At 72.6% G+C, this 15,883-nt stretch carries 17 protein-coding genes; 10 read left to right on the plus strand and 7 right to left on the minus strand.

Translation table 11 applies throughout. The features are described 5' to 3' along the window. Window positions 1–267: 267 nt before the first annotated feature. The gene (locus OHT74_RS32850; protein WP_266669547.1) at window positions 268–450 is read left to right on the plus strand and encodes a hypothetical protein; all 183 of its coding nucleotides are present in this window, start codon (window positions 268–270) and stop codon (window positions 448–450) included. Window positions 451–759: 309 nt separating this feature from the next. Here OHT74_RS32850 and OHT74_RS32855 read toward each other — a convergent pair whose 3' ends face one another. Both OHT74_RS32855 and OHT74_RS32860 read right to left on the minus strand, forming a co-directional pair. Beyond that, window positions 760–1,215 carry an SAM-dependent methyltransferase gene (locus tag OHT74_RS32855; RefSeq protein WP_328623440.1) on the minus strand — a complete coding sequence of 152 codons (456 nt, stop codon included), beginning with the start codon at window positions 1,213–1,215 and terminating at the stop codon, window positions 760–762. Between the two features lie 22 nt (window positions 1,216–1,237). Then, window positions 1,238–2,032, minus strand: a complete 795-nt coding sequence (locus tag OHT74_RS32860) for a hypothetical protein (protein WP_328622183.1) — start codon at window positions 2,030–2,032, stop codon at window positions 1,238–1,240. Between the two features lie 134 nt (window positions 2,033–2,166). Here OHT74_RS32860 and OHT74_RS32865 point away from each other — a divergent pair, with 134 nt between their 5' ends. Beyond that, window positions 2,167–3,081 carry an oxygenase MpaB family protein gene (locus OHT74_RS32865; protein WP_328622184.1) on the plus strand — a complete coding sequence of 305 codons (915 nt, stop codon included), beginning with the start codon at window positions 2,167–2,169 and terminating at the stop codon, window positions 3,079–3,081. A gap of 66 nt (window positions 3,082–3,147) precedes the next feature. On the opposite strand, the gene OHT74_RS32870 is transcribed toward OHT74_RS32865, so the two are convergent. Further along, window positions 3,148–3,747 (minus strand): class I SAM-dependent methyltransferase, encoded by a 600-nt coding sequence (locus OHT74_RS32870; protein ID WP_267001054.1) that lies wholly within the window; start codon window positions 3,745–3,747, stop codon window positions 3,148–3,150. Between the two features lie 214 nt (window positions 3,748–3,961). Here OHT74_RS32870 and OHT74_RS32875 point away from each other — a divergent pair, with 214 nt between their 5' ends. The 5 genes from OHT74_RS32875 (at window position 3,962) to OHT74_RS32895 (ending at window position 9,042) form a co-directional block, all read left to right on the plus strand. Continuing rightward, window positions 3,962–4,774: an MHYT domain-containing protein gene (locus tag OHT74_RS32875; protein ID WP_328622185.1), complete on the plus strand. Its 813-nt coding sequence runs from the start codon at window positions 3,962–3,964 to the stop codon at window positions 4,772–4,774. Between the two features lie 91 nt (window positions 4,775–4,865). Continuing rightward, the gene (locus tag OHT74_RS32880) at window positions 4,866–7,532 is read left to right on the plus strand and encodes a sensor histidine kinase (protein WP_328622186.1); all 2,667 of its coding nucleotides are present in this window, start codon (window positions 4,866–4,868) and stop codon (window positions 7,530–7,532) included. Beyond that, window positions 7,532–7,975: a roadblock/LC7 domain-containing protein gene (locus tag OHT74_RS32885; protein WP_266631662.1), complete on the plus strand. Its 444-nt coding sequence runs from the start codon at window positions 7,532–7,534 to the stop codon at window positions 7,973–7,975. Before OHT74_RS32880 ends, OHT74_RS32885 begins: the two co-directional genes overlap by 1 nt. Window positions 7,976–7,987: 12 nt before the next feature. Further along, window positions 7,988–8,377, plus strand: coding sequence for a DUF742 domain-containing protein (locus tag OHT74_RS32890; protein WP_053790779.1), 390 nt, complete (start codon window positions 7,988–7,990; stop codon window positions 8,375–8,377). Then, a complete protein-coding gene (locus tag OHT74_RS32895; protein ID WP_328622187.1) occupies window positions 8,377–9,042 on the plus strand; it encodes a GTP-binding protein in 666 nt (221 codons plus the stop codon). Before OHT74_RS32890 ends, OHT74_RS32895 begins: the two co-directional genes overlap by 1 nt. A 32-nt stretch (window positions 9,043–9,074) precedes the next feature. Here the strand turns inward: OHT74_RS32895 and OHT74_RS32900 are convergent, their stop codons facing one another. Beyond that, a complete protein-coding gene (locus OHT74_RS32900) occupies window positions 9,075–9,503 on the minus strand; it encodes a PPOX class F420-dependent oxidoreductase (RefSeq protein ID WP_328622188.1) in 429 nt (142 codons plus the stop codon). Window positions 9,504–9,611: 108 nt separating this feature from the next. Between OHT74_RS32900 and OHT74_RS32905 the strand changes: the two genes are divergently transcribed. Next, window positions 9,612–10,010: a roadblock/LC7 domain-containing protein gene (locus OHT74_RS32905; RefSeq protein WP_030296771.1), complete on the plus strand. Its 399-nt coding sequence runs from the start codon at window positions 9,612–9,614 to the stop codon at window positions 10,008–10,010. Between the two features lie 101 nt (window positions 10,011–10,111). Continuing rightward, a complete protein-coding gene (locus OHT74_RS32910) occupies window positions 10,112–10,987 on the plus strand; it encodes a DUF6397 family protein (RefSeq protein ID WP_266669563.1) in 876 nt (291 codons plus the stop codon). Here the strand turns inward: OHT74_RS32910 and OHT74_RS32915 are convergent. The 3 genes from OHT74_RS32915 to OHT74_RS32925 form a co-directional block, all read right to left on the minus strand. Further along, on the minus strand, window positions 10,951–11,352 hold the full coding sequence (locus OHT74_RS32915; protein ID WP_328622189.1) for a YchJ family protein: 402 nt from the start codon (window positions 11,350–11,352) through the stop codon (window positions 10,951–10,953). The genes OHT74_RS32910 and OHT74_RS32915 overlap by 37 nt on opposite strands. A gap of 31 nt (window positions 11,353–11,383) precedes the next feature. Further along, window positions 11,384–12,286, minus strand: a complete 903-nt coding sequence (locus tag OHT74_RS32920) for an acyl-CoA thioesterase (protein ID WP_267001070.1) — start codon at window positions 12,284–12,286, stop codon at window positions 11,384–11,386. 106 nt (window positions 12,287–12,392) lie between these two features. Further along, complete coding sequence (locus OHT74_RS32925) at window positions 12,393–14,915, minus strand: DEAD/DEAH box helicase (RefSeq protein ID WP_266669567.1); 2,523 nt, start codon at window positions 14,913–14,915, stop codon at window positions 12,393–12,395. Window positions 14,916–15,060: 145 nt separating this feature from the next. Here OHT74_RS32925 and OHT74_RS32930 point away from each other — a divergent pair, with 145 nt between their 5' ends. Further along, window positions 15,061–15,852, plus strand: a complete 792-nt coding sequence (locus tag OHT74_RS32930) for a metal-dependent hydrolase (protein ID WP_133898761.1) — start codon at window positions 15,061–15,063, stop codon at window positions 15,850–15,852. The last annotated feature ends 31 nt before the right edge of the window (window positions 15,853–15,883 follow it).

A 15,883-nucleotide genomic window follows, 5' to 3' on the forward strand; every position in this document is an offset into this window, starting at 1 on the left:
GGTGTCGTGTCCGGAGCGCCCCCATCGTCGTCCCGCGCCCGAGCCCCGGCAAGCACTGCGTCGGCCACGCGGTGCCGAAACGCCGCCGGGTACAGCTGCTCGCGGCCGGTGCCCGCGCAGCCGGAGCCGGTGGTGCGTTCCCGGGACCGCCCACCGGACGCGGATGCGGCGCGGGAACGGCTCCTGCCCGTGGCAGGCTCCGGGAACGCCTGGTCGCGGTGGCGCGTTGAGGGGATAGTGGTCGACGACAGCTGGAGGTGTCCGCAGATGTCCAAGCGCGGCAAGGTCGCGGTTGCCGGAGTCGCGGCAGCCATCGTGTTGTTCTGGACGGTCGGGTTCTGGGCAGGGCTGCTGGTCCTGATCGGGGTGCCGGCGGCCGCCTACCTGCTGCTGGACTCCTCCCAGCGGCGTCGTCTGCGGGGTATATCCAAGAAGCAGCTCGGCCGCTGAGCGGGCGCGGCCGCATCCGCCCATGACCACCCGGACCCGGGGCCGGCCTAGGGAGTGTCGTCAAAGTGGCGTCGGCCGCCCGGAAGGGCGGGGCTGGCGGGGTCTGGTGCGTGCGATCGCAAGGCGGAGGAGGGAAGCGACGCGGTGGGGGCACCTCCCAGCGGTAGCTGGGGGACGTCGTTGACCGACGACAACGCGGCGAGCGTGCGTGCCAGACCCCGCCAGCCAGACGATACTTTGACGACACGACCTAGCGGCCCGGGCCTGGGCGGGGCGTCCGGGCCCGCGCCCCGTCGCGGCGGGCCGGGGTCAGTAGTAGTCCCGCATCAGCGTCGTGGCCCACTCCGGCTGGCGCAGTTCTCCGCGCGGGCCGAATTCGGCCAGGTACGGCTTCAGGTCGAGCACCGGGGTGCCGTCCACCGCGTCCAGGCCCTCCACGTGCACGTCCAGACCGTCCACCTTCAGGATCCGGCACCGGGAGACACCCAGCCGGTTCGGCCTGTTCTTGCCGCGCTGGGCGAAGATGCCGACCAGCGGCCAGTCCGGGTTCCCCCGGGGGTGCCGCGCGCCCGTCTCGACCTTCTCCACCGGGACGCGGTCGAAGTGGTAGACGACCTCGAGGTGCGAGAACTCCGCCAGCCCGTACAGGGCCTCCGGGCCGAACCGTCCGGCGTCCACGCGGATCACGGCCGTCTCCCGCCCCCAGTCGTCGTCGACGACCTCCGCGCGGCCGCCCACCACCACGGCCACCGGCTCCGACTCCACCAGCACAGCGTCTCCCTCGGGTTCAGACCGGGCGTACGGCGATGCGGTCCAGCTCCGCCAGCAGCTCCGGCAGTTTCGGCAGACCGAGATCGGGATCCCCGTCGCGGGGGACCGCGAGCACCTCGCCCGCCTCCTCGTCCAGCAGTACGAAGGCCGCTTCGTCGGTGCGGGCCACCAGCGACCACCCGGGGCCGTCCACCCGCAGGGTCCGCGCCCCCTCGCCCGCGAAGGACGACCGCACCCGGCCGGGCGGCGGCGGGGTCTGCGTGTACTCCACGGCCTCCTCGAGCGCCCGCGCGAGCCCGGGGTGCGCCGCGGCCGCCGCCCCGCCGTCCGTCGCGACGCGCTCGCGCCAGTCGGGCCACTCCCGGGCGATCTGGTCCGCGCCCATGCGCCGCTGCACCGGCCCCCACGCCTCGGCGGAGGGCGGCGCCAGCGGCACCCGCCCGGTGCCGTCGGCACCCTGCTCCGGATCGTGCGGATCCGGGACCCCCGGCGTCGCCACCGACAGGTCCAGCGGCCAGCCCGCCAGCGAGACCACGATCGTCCGTTCGTCCGGCGACAGGTCGTACTCCATGCCGCAGTCCCAGGAGGCGATCGCCATGGCCACGAGCGAGACGTCGTCCACGACGACGGTCCAGCGCGCACCCTCCTCGTCCTGGCCGAGCACCAGCCCGTACCCCCGCGCCACCGGCTTCACACCCAGCAGTGCGCAGGCCTCCGGGAAATCGTCGCCCAGGATGCTCGGGAACTGCGCAGGGGTCAGCAGCACGGCGGTCAGCACATAGAGCGAACCGCCCTCCTCCTCGTCGGACACGTGGCCTCCCGGTCGCTCTCTCGTCGGCGCACCCTAACCAGCGGGTAACCCCCGCGTCGAGAGCCTGCGGGCGACGATTTCCAAGCCCGCTACCTGCACGTAGAGTTGGGTCCCCGCCACAGAAAGGGACACCGGTGCAGCGTTACGACCGGCTGAGGGAGATCCTCCGTCTCGACCCCGACAAGGACTTCCTCACCATCTACCGGCTCACCGCCACCTACGAGTTCCCCTGGGACTTCACCCGTGCGCTGGAGCTCGCCCTCTTCCGCACCTACGCGGTACCCGGCATCGGCCGCCTGCTGGCCGAGACCGCCGAGTTCACCGACCGCCCGCAGAAACGCTACGACGACACCGCGCTGCTCCTCGACGCCGTCGTGGAGCACGGATTCGAGAGCGAGACCGCGCGCACCGCGATCCGCCGCGTCAACCAGATGCACCGCGCCTACGACATCGGCAACGAGGACATGCGCTACGTCCTGTGCACTTTCGTGGTGATTCCGGTGCGCTGGCTGGACGCCTACGGCTGGCGCCCGATGACCCACCACGAGCGCCGGGCCAGCGCGAACTACTACGCCGAACTCGGTCGGCACCTGGGCATCACGGACATCCCGGGCTCCTACGAGGAGTTCGAGGAGACCCTGAACGCCTACGAGGACGCCCACTTCGGCTGGGACGAGGGCGGCCGCAAGGTCGCCGACTCCACCATCGGCCTGATGGCTTCCTGGTACCCGGCTCCGCTCGCCCCCGCGGTGCGCGCACTGAGCCTCTCCCTCCTCGACGAGCCGCTGCTGTCCGCCTTCCGCTACGAGAGCCCCCGCCCCCAGGTCAAGGCGCTGTTCCGGGGTGCCCTGAAGCTGCGCGGCCGCGCCGTCCGGCTGCTGCCGCCGCGCAAGGCCCCGCACTACGCCCGGCAGAACCCGGAGATCAAGGGCTACCCCCACGGCTACGACGTGGGCGAGCTCGGCACGTTTCCCATGCCCGGCTCGGGGGGATGCCCCGTGCCGCATCCCCGCCGGCCGGCCGGGGCCGAGGCCCAGCCTCCGGCGTGATCCGGGGCGCCTCCGCGGACCCCGGGCGAGGTGCCGACGTACAAAAGTGCGTGAAGGGTGTGCGGGTCAGGCGCGGCGCACCGCGAGCGCCAGGAAGCGGGCGTCCTCGTCGGCGTACGAGGTCATGTCCCAGCCCGAACCGGCCAGCAGCGGGCCGAGGTTGTGTTCGGCCCGCCGGTCGTCGGGCGTCAGCTCGCGTCCCTGCCGTGCCGCGAGGGCCGCTCGCCCGATCGGGTGGAACAGGGCGAGCCCGCCGCCGGGGCGCACGACGCGGGCGAGCTCCCGCAGGTTCGCCTCCGGGTCGGGCAGGTGCGCGATCAGCCCTGCGGCGAAGACGGCGTCGAGCACCCCGTCGCGCAGCGGCAGCCGGGCCACGTCCGCGAGCAGCAGCGTGCCCTGCGCGCCCCGCCCGGCCTGCCGCGCGGCGGCCAGCATCTGCGGGGTGAGGTCCGCGCCGAGCACCGTGCCGGCCGGGCCGACGGCGGCGCGCAGCGCCGGCAGCGCCCGGCCGGTTCCGCAGCCCGCGTCGAGCACGCGGTCCCCGGGACGCAGGCCGAACTCGGCCACGGCGGTCGTGAACGCGGGCCCGTCATCCGGGAACTTCCGGTCCCAGTCGGCGGCGCGTGCCCCGAAGAACTCCTGCACGTGCGTGTGGTCTTCGCTCATGTGGACATGATCCCCCACGGCCTTGTGCCCGGGGTGTCAGCGGTCCGAGCTGCGTGTGCAGTGCGTGCAGTGCGTGCAGTGCGTGCGGTGGGTGCGCAAGGTGGCACGTGGCGTGATCGAAGTTGAACGTAGCTCTGTCATATTCCAGCAGTTCCAGCTGCTTTCGAAATGCGCCCCTTGTTCGTGCCCTCACCCGGACTAGCGTCCCGGGGCCATGGGACACCTCGACCACGCGGCCTATGGCTGGCTGACACCCGTACTGTCATATGTGATGGCATCCATCGGCGCCGCCCTCGGGCTGCGCTGCACCGTCCGCGCACTCGCCGCGACGACCGGATCCTCCCGCCGCAACTGGCTCCTCACCGCGGCCTCCGCCATCGGCACCGGCATTTGGACGATGCACTTCGTCGCGATGCTCGGCTTCAACGTCACCGGCACCGAGATCCACTACAACGTGCCGCTGACCATCCTCAGCCTGCTCGTCGCCATGATCGTCGTCGGCGCCGGCGTCTTCGCCGTCGGCTACGGCAGGGAGCGCGGCCGCGCCCTGGTCCTCGGCGGGCTCACCACCGGCCTCGGCGTCGCCAGCATGCACTACCTCGGCATGGCCGCCCTGCGCCTGCACGGCAGCATCTCGTACGACCCGCTCACGGTCGGGCTCTCGGTCGCCATCGCCGTCGTCGCGGCCACCGCCGCACTGTGGGCCGCGCTCAACATCAAGGCGCCGGCCGCCGTGGCCGTCGCCTCGCTCGTCATGGGCGCCGCCGTCAGCAGCATGCACTACACCGGGATGATGGCGGTCGCCGTCCGCGTCGTCCCCTCGGACCATGCCCTGCCGGGCGCCACCGCGATGCAGTTCATCTTCCCGCTCGCCGTCGGGCTCGGCTCGTACCTCTTCATCACCTCCGCGTTCGTCGCGCTGTCCCCGACCGCGGACGAGCGTGCCGCCTCCGCCTCGGCCGCCCGGCACCTGGGCGAGCAGGCACCCTCCGCTGCGCCCGCCGCGCCGGCCGCGCCGGCCCGCTGAACCGCTGACCTCAGCCTGATCGGCCCGCCGGCCCGACCCTGCCCGACTCCCCGACTCGACCCCGCTGGACCGCACCCCGAACGAGGAGCCCATGCGCACACCCCGCAGACCACCGGAAGCAGCGGCGCCGCAGCTGCCCGCGCCCCCGGCGCGCGGCCGCCGGGCGCACGCCGGACCGCCCGCCGAGGAGCCGGCGGCGCGGCAGGACCGGCAGTCCGGCCGTCCCGCCCCGGCGGCTGACGCCGATCGCAGGTCCCGCCGGCTGCGGCTGCGCCCCGCCACCGTCCGCGCGAAGATCGTGTCGCTCCTGATGGTCCCGGTCGTCTCGCTACTCGCCCTCTGGGGCTTCGCGACCGTCAGCACCGCCCAGGACATCGCCCGGCTCACGCGCGTCCAGCGGGTCGACGAGCAGATACGCACCCCCGTCGCGGCCGCCGTCAACGAGCTGCAGGCCGAACGGCGCGCCGCCGTCCGCTACCTGGCCGACCCCACCGCCGACCAGGGCGCCGCCCTGGAACAGCAGTCGCGGCGCACCGACGCCGCGGTCGCGCGGCTGCGGCTCGGCGACCGGCACACCGTCGCCGAATCCGGCGACTACCGCACCGAGGTCGTCGTCCGGGTCGGGGCCTTCGTGGCCGCGGCGGAGGGACTCGGCTCCACCCGCAAGGACGTCGGGGACCGGCGTGCGACCACGGACGCGGCGTACGAGACGTACACCCGCGTGGTGGACAGCGCCCTCTCCGTCGACGGATCCCTCTCCGGCGGCCAGAAGGCCGAACTCGGCCCCGATGCCCGCGTCCTGCTCGAATTCGCCCGCGCCGGGGAACTCCTCTCCCGTGAGGACGCGCTGATCGCCGCGCCCGGCCCGCGCACCGCCGAAACGCTTCGACGGCTCACCGGCATCGTCGAGACCCGCCGCGCTCTCACCGCGAGTTCCGCCGACGACCTGCCCGCCGCCCAGCAGGCCGCCTGGCAGTCGGTGGCCAAGAGCGCCGCCTACACCGAACTGACCGCTGCCGAGGACCGGGTGGTCGCTGCCGCGGGGACGGCCACGGGCACGGCCGCCGGGTCAGCCACCGCGTCGGCCAAGGACGCGGCCCGCGGCGTGCCCGCCGGCTGGGACGCCGCGTACACGAGCATCAGCACCTCCATGCGCGAGATCGAGGCCGCCGCGCACGCCGCAGCCGCCGACCGCACCGACCCCCTCGCCCAGGCCGGGCTCAGCACCGCCGGAGCCGCCGTACTGCTGGGCCTCGCCGCGGTCGCCGCCTCCCTCGTCATCTCCGTCCGCATCGGCCGCGCCCTCGTCGTGGAACTCGTCTCGCTGCGCAACACCGCCCTGGAGATCGCCCACCGCAAGCTCCCGCACGCCATGGACCGGCTGCGGGCAGGCCAGGACATCGACGTCGACGCCGAGACCCCGCCCGGACCGCCCGCCGACGACGAGATCACCCAGGTCGGCGAGGCGCTCGCCACCGTCCACCGGGCGGCCCTCAGCGCAGCCGTCGAGCGCGCCGAGCTCGCCAGCGGCGTGAGCGGCGTCTTCGTCAACCTCGCCCGCCGCAGCCAGGTCCTGGTGCACAAGCAGCTCACCCTGCTCGACTCGATGGAGCGGCGCGCCGACGACCCCGGCGAACTCGGCGACCTCTTCCGCCTCGACCACCTCACGACGCGGATGCGCCGGCACGCCGAGAGCCTGATCATCCTGTCGGGTGCCGCCCCCGGGCGCGCCTGGCGGATGCCGGTCCCGCTGGCCAACGTCGTACGGGCCGCCGTCTCCGAGATCGAGGACTACCCGCGCGTCGAGGTCCGCCAGCTGGCGGAGGCCGCCGTGATCGGCGGCGCCGTCGCCGACCTCACGCACCTGCTCGCCGAACTCATCGAGAACGCCACCCAGTTCTCCCCACCCCACACCAAGGTCCGCGTCAGCGGCGAGCCCGTCGGCGCCGGATACGTCCTGGAGGTCGAGGACCGGGGGCTCGGCATGGGCCGCGAGACCCTCCACGAGGCCAACCGGCGCATCGAACAGTCCGAGGCCCTCGACCTGTTCGACAGCGACCGGCTCGGGCTCTTCGTGGTCAGCCGGCTCTCGGCCCGGCACGGTGTGCGGGTGCACCTGCGCACGTCACCGTACGGTGGCACCACCGCCGTGGTCCTCCTGCCGAATTCCCTGCTCCAGGGCGCGATCGAGACCGGCTCCGCGCCGGCGGCGGCCCCGGACCGGGACCCGCTGGCCGAGGCACCGGCGGGACGGGGGGAGCCGGCACCGCAGCCGCCCTCGATGACCGTCGTACGGGACGACGTCCGCCGCTCGGCGGTACGGGAAGACGGGCGCGGCATCCCGCTCCCGGACCGCAGCCCCGTACGGGAGGAGCCGCGCCCGGCCCCGGTGGCCTCGCTGCGGCCGCGGGGTCCCGGGGGCGCGGCCGCCCGTACTCAGGCCGCACCGGTTCCGGCGTCGGCGGAGGATTCCGCTCCGGTGCCTTCGCCCGCACCCGCCCCGCGGCTCGCCGGAGGCTCCGCCTCCGTGCCCGGCGCCTCGGTCACCGAACTGCCGCGCCGCGTACGCCAGGCCAGCCTGGTCCCGCAGCTGCGCGAGACCCCCGCCCCGAAGACCCCGGCCGGGACGCGTCCGTCCGAGGACCTGCCGGGGCGCAGTCCGGAGCAGGCCCGGGACCGGATGGCGGCCTACCGGGCCGGCTGGGTCCGCGGGGCCCAGGAGAACTCCGCCCACGCAGGTAGTGAAGGAGAAGTGTGATGATCGAGCACCAGAGATTCGACCTCGACGGCGTCCGCAGGTCCGGCGAACTGGACTGGCTGCTGGACGACCTGGTGGTCCGGGTCCGCGAGGTCCGGCATGCCGTGGTCCTGTCCAACGACGGACTGGCGGTGGGCGCGTCCAGCGCCCTCAGCCGGGAGGACGCGGAGCACCTGGCCGCCGTGGCCTCCGGATTCCACAGCCTGGCGAAGGGCGCGGGCCGGCACTTCCACGTCGGGGGCGTGCGCCAGACGATGGTGGAGATGGACGAGGGGTTCCTCTTCGTCGCGGCCGCCGGGGACGGCTCCTGCCTTGCCGTCCTCAGCGCGGCGAGCGCCGACATCGGGCTGATCGCCTACGAGATGGCCCGGCTCGTGAAGCGGGTCGGGGAGCACCTTTACACCCCGCCCCGGTTCGCGGCGCGGCCGCCGGCCGCAGGCTGAGAGCGGCGGTCAATGAACGGCCAGTGGTACGACGCCGACGCGGGCCCGCTCGTCCGTCCGTACGCCATGACCGGCGGGCGTACGAAGCCGGGTCCGCACGGGGTCCGGTTCGACCTGATCGCGCTGGTCGTCATGGACAACGAGGGCGCTGCGGGCACGGATGCGGCAGCCGAGTCGCTGCTGGGCCCCGAACACCGGGCACTGCTCGGGCTCTGCCGGTCCGAGACCCAGTCGGTGGCGGAGCTCGCCGCGGACGCGGACCTGCCCGTGGGCGTGGTGCGGGTGCTGCTCGGGGACCTGTTGGAGGGCGGGCACGTCAAGGTCAGCCGGCCGGTGCCGCCCGCCCGGCTGCCGGACGAGCGGATTCTGCGTGAAGTCATCGAGGGATTGCGAGCGCTGTGATGGGACAACACCACGACGGACGGGGCGGACCGGCCCCGGTGCCCGACCCGGATCAGGATCCGGAGGCCGACGGGGACCTGGCCGCGCTCTCGCTGAAGATACTCGTGGCCGGCGGGTTCGGGGTCGGCAAGACCACGCTGGTCGGCGCGGTCAGCGAGATCCGGCCGCTGCGGACGGAGGAACTGCTCAGCGAGGCGGGCGAACTGGTCGACGACACGGGCGGGGTCGCCCAGAAGACGACGACGACCGTGGCCATGGACTTCGGCCGGATCACCATCCGGTCCGGGCTGTCGCTCTACCTGTTCGGGACCCCGGGGCAGGACCGGTTCTGGTTCCTGTGGGACGAGCTGTCGCAGGGTGCCCTGGGCGCCGTGGTGCTCGCGGACACCCGCCGGCTGGAGGACTGCTTCCCGGCGGTGGACTACTTCGAGCACCGGCGCATCCCGTTCGTGGTGGCCGTCAACTGCTTCACGGACGCGCGGAGGTACGGGGCGCACGAGGTCTCGCGGGCACTGGACCTGGAGTCGGGGACGCCGGTGGTGCTGTGCGATGCGCGGGACAAGGATTCGGGGAAGGAGGTGCTGATCAGGCTGGTCGAGTACGCCGGGCGGGTGCACACCGCCCGGCTGCTCGAATCGGTGGAGCCGCAGGCCGATTCGGTGTGAGTGGGCCTACGGTGGTGGCGGCGGTGCTCGCCTCAGTGGGTCACGCCGTCAACGGAGATCACCTTGTCGATGGTGACGCGGACGAGGAGTTCGCCGGGGACGGCGTTGCGACGGCCGAAGGCCTCGGCACGCTCCTCGCCCATGTAACGGGCGCTGATCCGCGTCGCCCAGGGGAGCATCTCCTCCAGGTCCTCGCTGATTTCGGCGCGCCCCTGGAGGACGACGTAGGAGAACGGCGGACGGTCGTCGTCGACGCAGAGCGCGACCCGTCCGTCGCGGAGCAGGTTGCGGCCCTTGACCGTGCCCTTGCCGGTGTTGAACACGAGGGAATCGCCGTCGAGAACGAACCAGATGGGTGCGATGTGCGGACTGCCGTCCTCGCGGACGGTGGACAGCTTGCCGGTGCGGGCCCCGTACGAGACGAATGCCCGCCATTCCTCTTGAGTCATCTTCTTCGCCATGCGCACATCCTCCTTGCCCGAAAGGCGCTGGTGGGGAAGGCTGGCGTGCACTTACTACGCGGGGTGGGGCGCGGCCATGCCGGCGGCGTCGACGGGGAGGGGCTCGAAATGGCACTGGACAAGCAGCTGGACTGGCTGCTCGACGACCTGACGCGCAGGGTCCAGCAGGTCAGGCATGCGGTGGTGCTGTCCAACGACGGCCTGGTGACGGGTGCGAGCGCGGGGCTGGCTCGGGAGGACGCGGAGCACCTGGCCGCGGTGGCGGCGGGGCTGCAGAGCCTGGCGAAGGGGTCGGGCCGGCATTTCCGGGCCGGCGAGGTACGGCAGACGATGGTCGAATACGACGACGGCGTCCTGTTCGTCATGGCGGCGGGCGCGGGGAGTTCGCTGTGCGTGCTCAGCGCCGCCGAGGCCGACATCGGTCAGGTCGCGTACGAGATGACGCTGCTGGTCAACCGGGTGGGAGAGCACCTGGGCGTGGCGGAGCGGCGGATCACCGGGGGCTGATGTCTTCCGGCCTTCCCGGAGTTATCCACAGGCCTCGCCGGTGTCGTAGCGCTGAGTTACGGTCTTCACACAGAGTAATCATCACTCGTGGGGAGACCGTCATGAAGGTCGCGACGCAGTCGGGGCGCGTGCTGCCGGATGCAAGGGCGCAGGCCCTGCCGGATGTACGGGCGTACGGGCCGGCGGTGGTACGGGCGGACGCGGACCCGCTGCCGGATGCGGCGGTGGGCGGTGCCCGGGCCGCCGGGGAACTGGGGCTGACCCGGACCGAGTTCGCCCGGGCCGTCCAGCTGGGCATCGTGCGCGCAGGGCCGCCGGCGCCGGGCGGGGCCGCGCGCTACACGCGGGCGGAGCTGGACCGGATCCGGTCGGCGGACGGGTTCCCGGGCGCGCTGCGCGGGCGGGTCGAGACCGTGGCCGGAGCCGAGGCCGCGGGCGGGGTGCTGGGGATCAGCCCCGGCCGGTTCACCCGGCTCGCGCGCTGCGGGCACATCACCCCGGTCGGCTACCGGATCAACCGCTACCGGGTGGTGGTGTGGCTCTATCTGGCCGCGGAGCTGCGGGAGTTCGCCGCCAGGGAAGCGGGGATGCTGCGCGGGAGCGCACCCCCGGCGGACCGGGAGCTGATGGCGGCCGGGGCGGATCTGCGGCCGCGGAAGTGGCGCGCGCGGCATGTGGGGCTGCTGCTGAGACGAACCGCCGACCCCTGGGAGCGGGCTGCCGTCCTGGCCTCCGTACTCCCGGCGGACGAGCTGCGGGAGGCCGTGCCGGATCCGGCGGAGCGGATCGTGCTCGCCGCGCTCGCCCCGCCCCCGCCGTACGGGCACCCGCAGATCCCGGCCGCCGCGGCCGTGGCGCTCCGGCTGTTACGGGCGGAGCCACCGGACGAGATCCACTGGTACCGCACCAGCCTGGACTTCGCGCTGACCGGGGCGCGCGGTCAGCCGAAGTCGACGGGGGAGAGGGGGCCGATGTAGACCCAGGCCCCGGCCTCGCGCGTGAAGGCGCTGTGCTCGTGCAGGGAACCGGCGTGCCGGCCCTCGCGGTAGTACGCCCGGAACTCCACCGAGCCCTCCGTCTCGAACATCCCGCCGCGCTCGGCGGCGAGGATCTCGAGACGCTCCCAGCGCTGGTCGGGATCCAGGTCGAGACGGGCGGGCCGGGTGTTCGAGTGCCAGGAGCGCAGCAGATAGGCGGTGTCGCCGACGGCGAACGCACTGAAGCGGGAGCGCATCAGCAGCTCGGCGGTGGGCGCCTGCTGCGCACCGCAGTGGAAGCGGCCGCAGCACTCCGGGTAGGCGGCGGGCAGCCCGCAGGGGCAGGGGAGGGCCGGGGTGGGCATGGGGGTGCTCAGCTCTTCGGGGAGGGGCGGACTACTGGGGGGACACGGGCGGCTTGGCCGCGTTCTCGGCGTACGGGCGGAAGAGGCCTTCCTGGACCACGGAGACCAGCAGCCTGCCCTCGAGGTCGTAGATACGGCCACGGGCCAGGCCCCGGCCGCCGTGCGCGATCGGCGACTCCTGGTCGTACAGGAACCACTCGTCCGCGCGGAACGGCCGGTGGAACCACATGGCGTGGTCCAGCGAGGCCATGTCGAACCCGCGCATGCCCCACAGGGGTTCCACGGGGATGCGCACGGCGTCGAGGAGGGTCATGTCGCTGGCGTAGGTGAGGGCGCAGGTGTGCACCAGCGGGTCGTCGCCCAGCGGGCCGACGGCGCGCATCCACACCGCGCTGCGCGGATCGGCGTCCTTGAGCTCCTCGGGAGTCCATCGGAGCCGGTCCGTGTACCGGATGTCGAACGGCTGGCGGCGGGCCATCCGCTCCAGCGCCTCGGGCAGCGCGCCCAAGTGCTCGCGGATCTCGTCCGCGACCTTCGGGAGTGCGTCCGGGTGGGGGAAGTCGAGTCGGGGAGGCAGCTGGTGCTCGATGCTGCCCTCCTCCGGATGATGGAAGGAGGCGGTGAGATTGAAGATCGTCTTGCCCTGCTGGACCGCGGTGACGCGGCGCGTGGTGAAGGACCGCCCGTCGCGCACCCGCTCCACCTGGTACACGATCGGCACCCCAGGGATGCCGGGGCGCAGGAAGTACGCGTGCAGCGAGTGGACCGGGCGGTTGCTCTCGGTGGTGCGGCCGGCGGCCACCAGCGCCTGGCCGGCGACCTGCCCGCCGAAGACCCGCTGGAGGGACTCCTGCGGGCTGGCGCCGCGGAAGATGTTGACCTCGATCTGCTCCAGGTCGAGCAGATCGACCAGTCTCTCGGCCGGGTTCGTCATCAGAGGTTCTCCACTGTCAGGTCAGGGCGCCGCCGGCGGGAAACCGGAGCCGGCGGGGCCGGTCGCTTGCGGGTGGGGTTCCCCCCGGACGGAGTCCAGGGGGAGGTCAGAGCGCGCCGAGCTCACCGACCGAGGTCAGCCGGATGATCGCACGGCCCTCCTCGTCGGAGGCCGCGAGGTCGACCTCGGCGCTGATGCCCCAGCCATGGTCCCCGTTCGGGTCCGCGAAGGTCTGGCGGACGCGCCACAGGCCGTGCGCCGGGTCCTCCTCGATCTGGAGCAGCTTCGGGCCGCGCGCGTCGGGGCCGGTGCCCAGGTCGTCGTACTCGTCCCAGTACGCGTCCATGGCCTCGCCCCAGGCGTCCGCGTCCCAGCCGGCCTCGCCGTCCAGCTCACCCAGCTGGTCGACGTGATCCAGCGCGGCGAGCTCCACGCGGCGGAACATGGCGTTGCGGACCAGGACGCGGAAGGCGCGCGCGTTCGCGGTGACCGGCTTGACCTGGTCGGCCTTCTCCTGGGCCTGCTCCGCCGTCTCCACCTCCGGGTTCGCCAGCTGCTCCCACTCGTCGAGCAGGCTGGAGTCGACCTGGCGGACGAGCTCGCCCAGCCAGGCGATGAGGTCCTGGAGGTCCTCGGACTTGAGGTCGTCGGGGATGGTGTGGTCCAGCGCCTTGTACGCCCCCGCCAGGTAGCGCAGCACGATGCCCTCGGTGCGGGCGAGCTCGTAGAAGGAGGTGAACTCGGTGAACGTCATCGCGCGCTCGTACATGTCGCGGATGATCGACTTCGGGGAGACCGGGTGGTCGCCGACCCACGGGTGGCTCTTGCGGTACACGTCGTAGGCGTGGAAGAGGAGCTCTTCGAGCGGCTTGGGATAGGTGACGTCCTGGAGACGCTCCATCCGCTCCTCGTACTCGATCCCGTCGGCCTTCATCGCGCCCACGGCGATGCCGCGCTCCTTGTTCTGCTGGGCGGCCAGGATCTGCCGCGGGTCGTCCAGCGTGGACTCGACGACGGAGACCATGTCCAGCGCGTAGGAGGGGGACTCGGGGTCCAGCAGGTCGAAGGAGGCCAGGGCGAAGGTGGACAGCGGCTGGTTGAGCGCGAAGTCCTGCTGGAGGTCGACGGTGAGCCGGATCGTGCGGCCCTCGGCGTCGGGGGTGTCGAGCTTCTCGACCACGCCGCCGTCCAGCAGCGAGCGGTAGATCGCGATGGCCCGGCGGATGTGGCGCAGCTGGGCCTTGCGCGGCTCGTGGTTGTCCTCGAGGAGGTGGCGCATCGCCTGGAAGGCATCGCCCGGACGGGCGATGACCGACAGCAGCATGATGTTGGTGACCTTGAACCGGGAGGTGAGCGGCTCCGGGTCGGCGGCGATGAGCTTCTCGAAGGTGGTGTCCGACCAGGCGACGAAGCCCTCGGGAGCCTTCTTGCGCACCACCTTGCGGCGCTTCTTCGGGTCGTCGCCGGCCTTCGCGAGCGCCTTCTCGTTCTCGATGACGTGCTCGGGCGCCTGGGCGACCACATAGCCCGCCGTGTCGAAGCCGGCCCGGCCCGCGCGGCCGGCGATCTGGTGGAACTCGCGGGCGCGCAGCGTGCGGACCCGGTTGCCGTCGTACTTGGTGAGCGCGGTGAACAGCACCGTGCGGATGGGGACGTTGACGCCGACGCCCAGGGTGTCGGTACCGCAGATGACCTTCAGCAGGCCAGCCTGGGCCAGCTTCTCGACCAGGCGCCGGTACTTGGGCAGCATGCCGGCGTGGTGGACGCCGATGCCGTGCCGGACGTAGCGGGAGAGGTTCTGGCCGAACTTGGTGGTGAAGCGGAAGTTGCCGATCAGGTCGGCGATCTTGTCCTTCTCCTCGCGGGTGCACATGTTGATGCTCATCAGCGACTGCGCCCGCTCGACCGCCTGGGCCTGCGTGAAGTGCACGATGTAGACGGGGGCCTGCCGGGTCTCCAGCAGTTCGGTGATCGTGTCGGTGATCGGCGTCGTGACGTACTCGTACGACAGCGGCACGGGCCGGGTCGCGGAGCGGACCACCGAGGTCGGCCGGCCGGTGCGCCGGGTCAGGTCCTCCTCGAACCGCTTCATGTCGCCGAGCGTCGCCGACATCAGGACGAACTGCGCCTGCGGGAGTTCCAGCAGCGGGATCTGCCAGGCCCATCCGCGGTCCGGCTCGGCATAGAAGTGGAACTCGTCCATGACGACCTGGCCGATGTCGGCGTACTTGCCGTCACGCAGGGCGATGGAGGCCAGCACCTCGGCGGTGCAGCAGATCACCGGGGCGTCCGCGTTCACGGAGGCGTCGCCGGTCAGCATGCCGACGTTCTCGGTGCCGAAGAGCTTGCACAGGTCGAAGAACTTCTCCGACACCAGCGCCTTGATCGGGGCGGTGTAGAAGGTCACCTTGTCCTGGGCGAGGGCGGTGAAGTGCGCGCCCGCCGCGACGAGGCTCTTGCCGGAGCCGGTCGGGGTGGACAAGATCACATTCGCCCCGGAGACGACCTCGATCAGCGCCTCCTCCTGCGCCGGGTACAGGGTGATGCCCTGATCCTCCGCCCACGAGGAGAAAGCCTCGAAGAGGGCGTCGGGGTCGGCGTTCGGCGGGAGCTGATCAATGAGGGTCACACCCCCCATCTTGCCTGGCTTCCCGCCGGAAGAGGGAACCGGCGGATACGGCGAAGATCACCGACGGTACGCTGTGCCGTCGACCGGGCCCGAACGAAACCGTCAACAGGGCCCGACCACCACACGACTGGGGCGGGGAACGACCATGATGGGTCCGGCGCACTCACTGTCCGGGGCGGCAGCCTGGCTGGGGGTGGGAGCGGCGGCCGCGGCCGCCGGGCACCCGATGCCCTGGCCGGTCCTCGTCGTCGGCGCGCTCATCTGCGCCGGTGCCGCCCTCGCTCCCGACCTGGACCACAAGTCGGCGACGATCTCGCGCGCCTTCGGCCCGCTCTCCCGCGGCCTGTGCGAGGTGGTCGACAAGATCTCCTACGCCGTCTACAAGGCCACCCGCGCCCCGAAGGACGCCCGCCGCACCGGCGGTCACCGCACCCTGACGCACACGTGGCTGTGGGCCGTCCTGATCGGCGCCGGCTCCTCCGCGCTGGCGGCCACCACCGACCGCTGGGGCGTGCTCGTCCTGCTCTTCGTCCACCTGGTCCTGGCCGTCGAGGGCCTGCTGTGGCGGGCCGCCCGGATGTCCAGCGACGTCCTCGTCTGGCTCCTCGGCGCCACCAGCGCATGGATCCTGGCCGGCGTCCTCGACCAGCCCGGCAACGGCGCCGGATGGCTGTTCACCGGCCCCGGCCAGGAGTACCTCTGGCTCGGCCTGCCGATCCTGCTCGGCGCCCTGGTCCACGACATCGGCGACGCCCTGACCGTCTCCGGCTGCCCCATCCTGTGGCCCCTGCCGATCGCCGGGAAGCGCTGGTACCCCATCGGCCCGCCCAAGGGGATGCGCTTCCGGGCCGGCAGCTGGGTGGAGCTCAAGGTGCTCATGCCCGTGTTCATGCTGCTCGGCGGCATAGGCGGAGCCTCCGCCCTCGGCTTCATCTAGTCCGTCCGGCACGGCAAAGACCCTGCTCCCC

Origin of the sequence: Streptomyces sp. NBC_00354 (assembly GCF_036106915.1) — a bacterium.
Classification (GTDB): Bacteria; Actinomycetota; Actinomycetes; order Streptomycetales; family Streptomycetaceae; genus Streptomyces.

Excerpts from the sequence above, each read along its gene's own strand:
- OHT74_RS32850 (WP_266669547.1), top strand. The coding sequence starts at position 268 with ATGTCCAAGCGCGGCAAGGTCGCGGTTGCCGGAGTCGCGGCAGCCATC.
- OHT74_RS32870 (WP_267001054.1), bottom strand. The coding sequence starts at position 3,747 with ATGAGCGAAGACCACACGCACGTGCAGGAGTTCTTCGGGGCACGCGCC.
- OHT74_RS32875 (WP_328622185.1), top strand. The coding sequence starts at position 3,962 with ATGGGACACCTCGACCACGCGGCCTATGGCTGGCTGACACCCGTACTG.
- OHT74_RS32880 (WP_328622186.1), top strand. The coding sequence starts at position 4,866 with ATGCGCACACCCCGCAGACCACCGGAAGCAGCGGCGCCGCAGCTGCCC.
- OHT74_RS32885 (WP_266631662.1), top strand. The coding sequence starts at position 7,532 with ATGATCGAGCACCAGAGATTCGACCTCGACGGCGTCCGCAGGTCCGGC.
- OHT74_RS32890 (WP_053790779.1), top strand. The coding sequence starts at position 7,988 with ATGAACGGCCAGTGGTACGACGCCGACGCGGGCCCGCTCGTCCGTCCG.
- OHT74_RS32895 (WP_328622187.1), top strand. The coding sequence starts at position 8,377 with ATGGGACAACACCACGACGGACGGGGCGGACCGGCCCCGGTGCCCGAC.
- OHT74_RS32900 (WP_328622188.1), bottom strand. The coding sequence starts at position 9,503 with ATGGCGAAGAAGATGACTCAAGAGGAATGGCGGGCATTCGTCTCGTAC.
- OHT74_RS32905 (WP_030296771.1), top strand. The coding sequence starts at position 9,612 with ATGGCACTGGACAAGCAGCTGGACTGGCTGCTCGACGACCTGACGCGC.
- OHT74_RS32910 (WP_266669563.1), top strand. The coding sequence starts at position 10,112 with ATGAAGGTCGCGACGCAGTCGGGGCGCGTGCTGCCGGATGCAAGGGCG.
- OHT74_RS32915 (WP_328622189.1), bottom strand. The coding sequence starts at position 11,352 with ATGCCCACCCCGGCCCTCCCCTGCCCCTGCGGGCTGCCCGCCGCCTAC.
- OHT74_RS32920 (WP_267001070.1), bottom strand. The coding sequence starts at position 12,286 with ATGACGAACCCGGCCGAGAGACTGGTCGATCTGCTCGACCTGGAGCAG.
- OHT74_RS32930 (WP_133898761.1), top strand. The coding sequence starts at position 15,061 with ATGATGGGTCCGGCGCACTCACTGTCCGGGGCGGCAGCCTGGCTGGGG.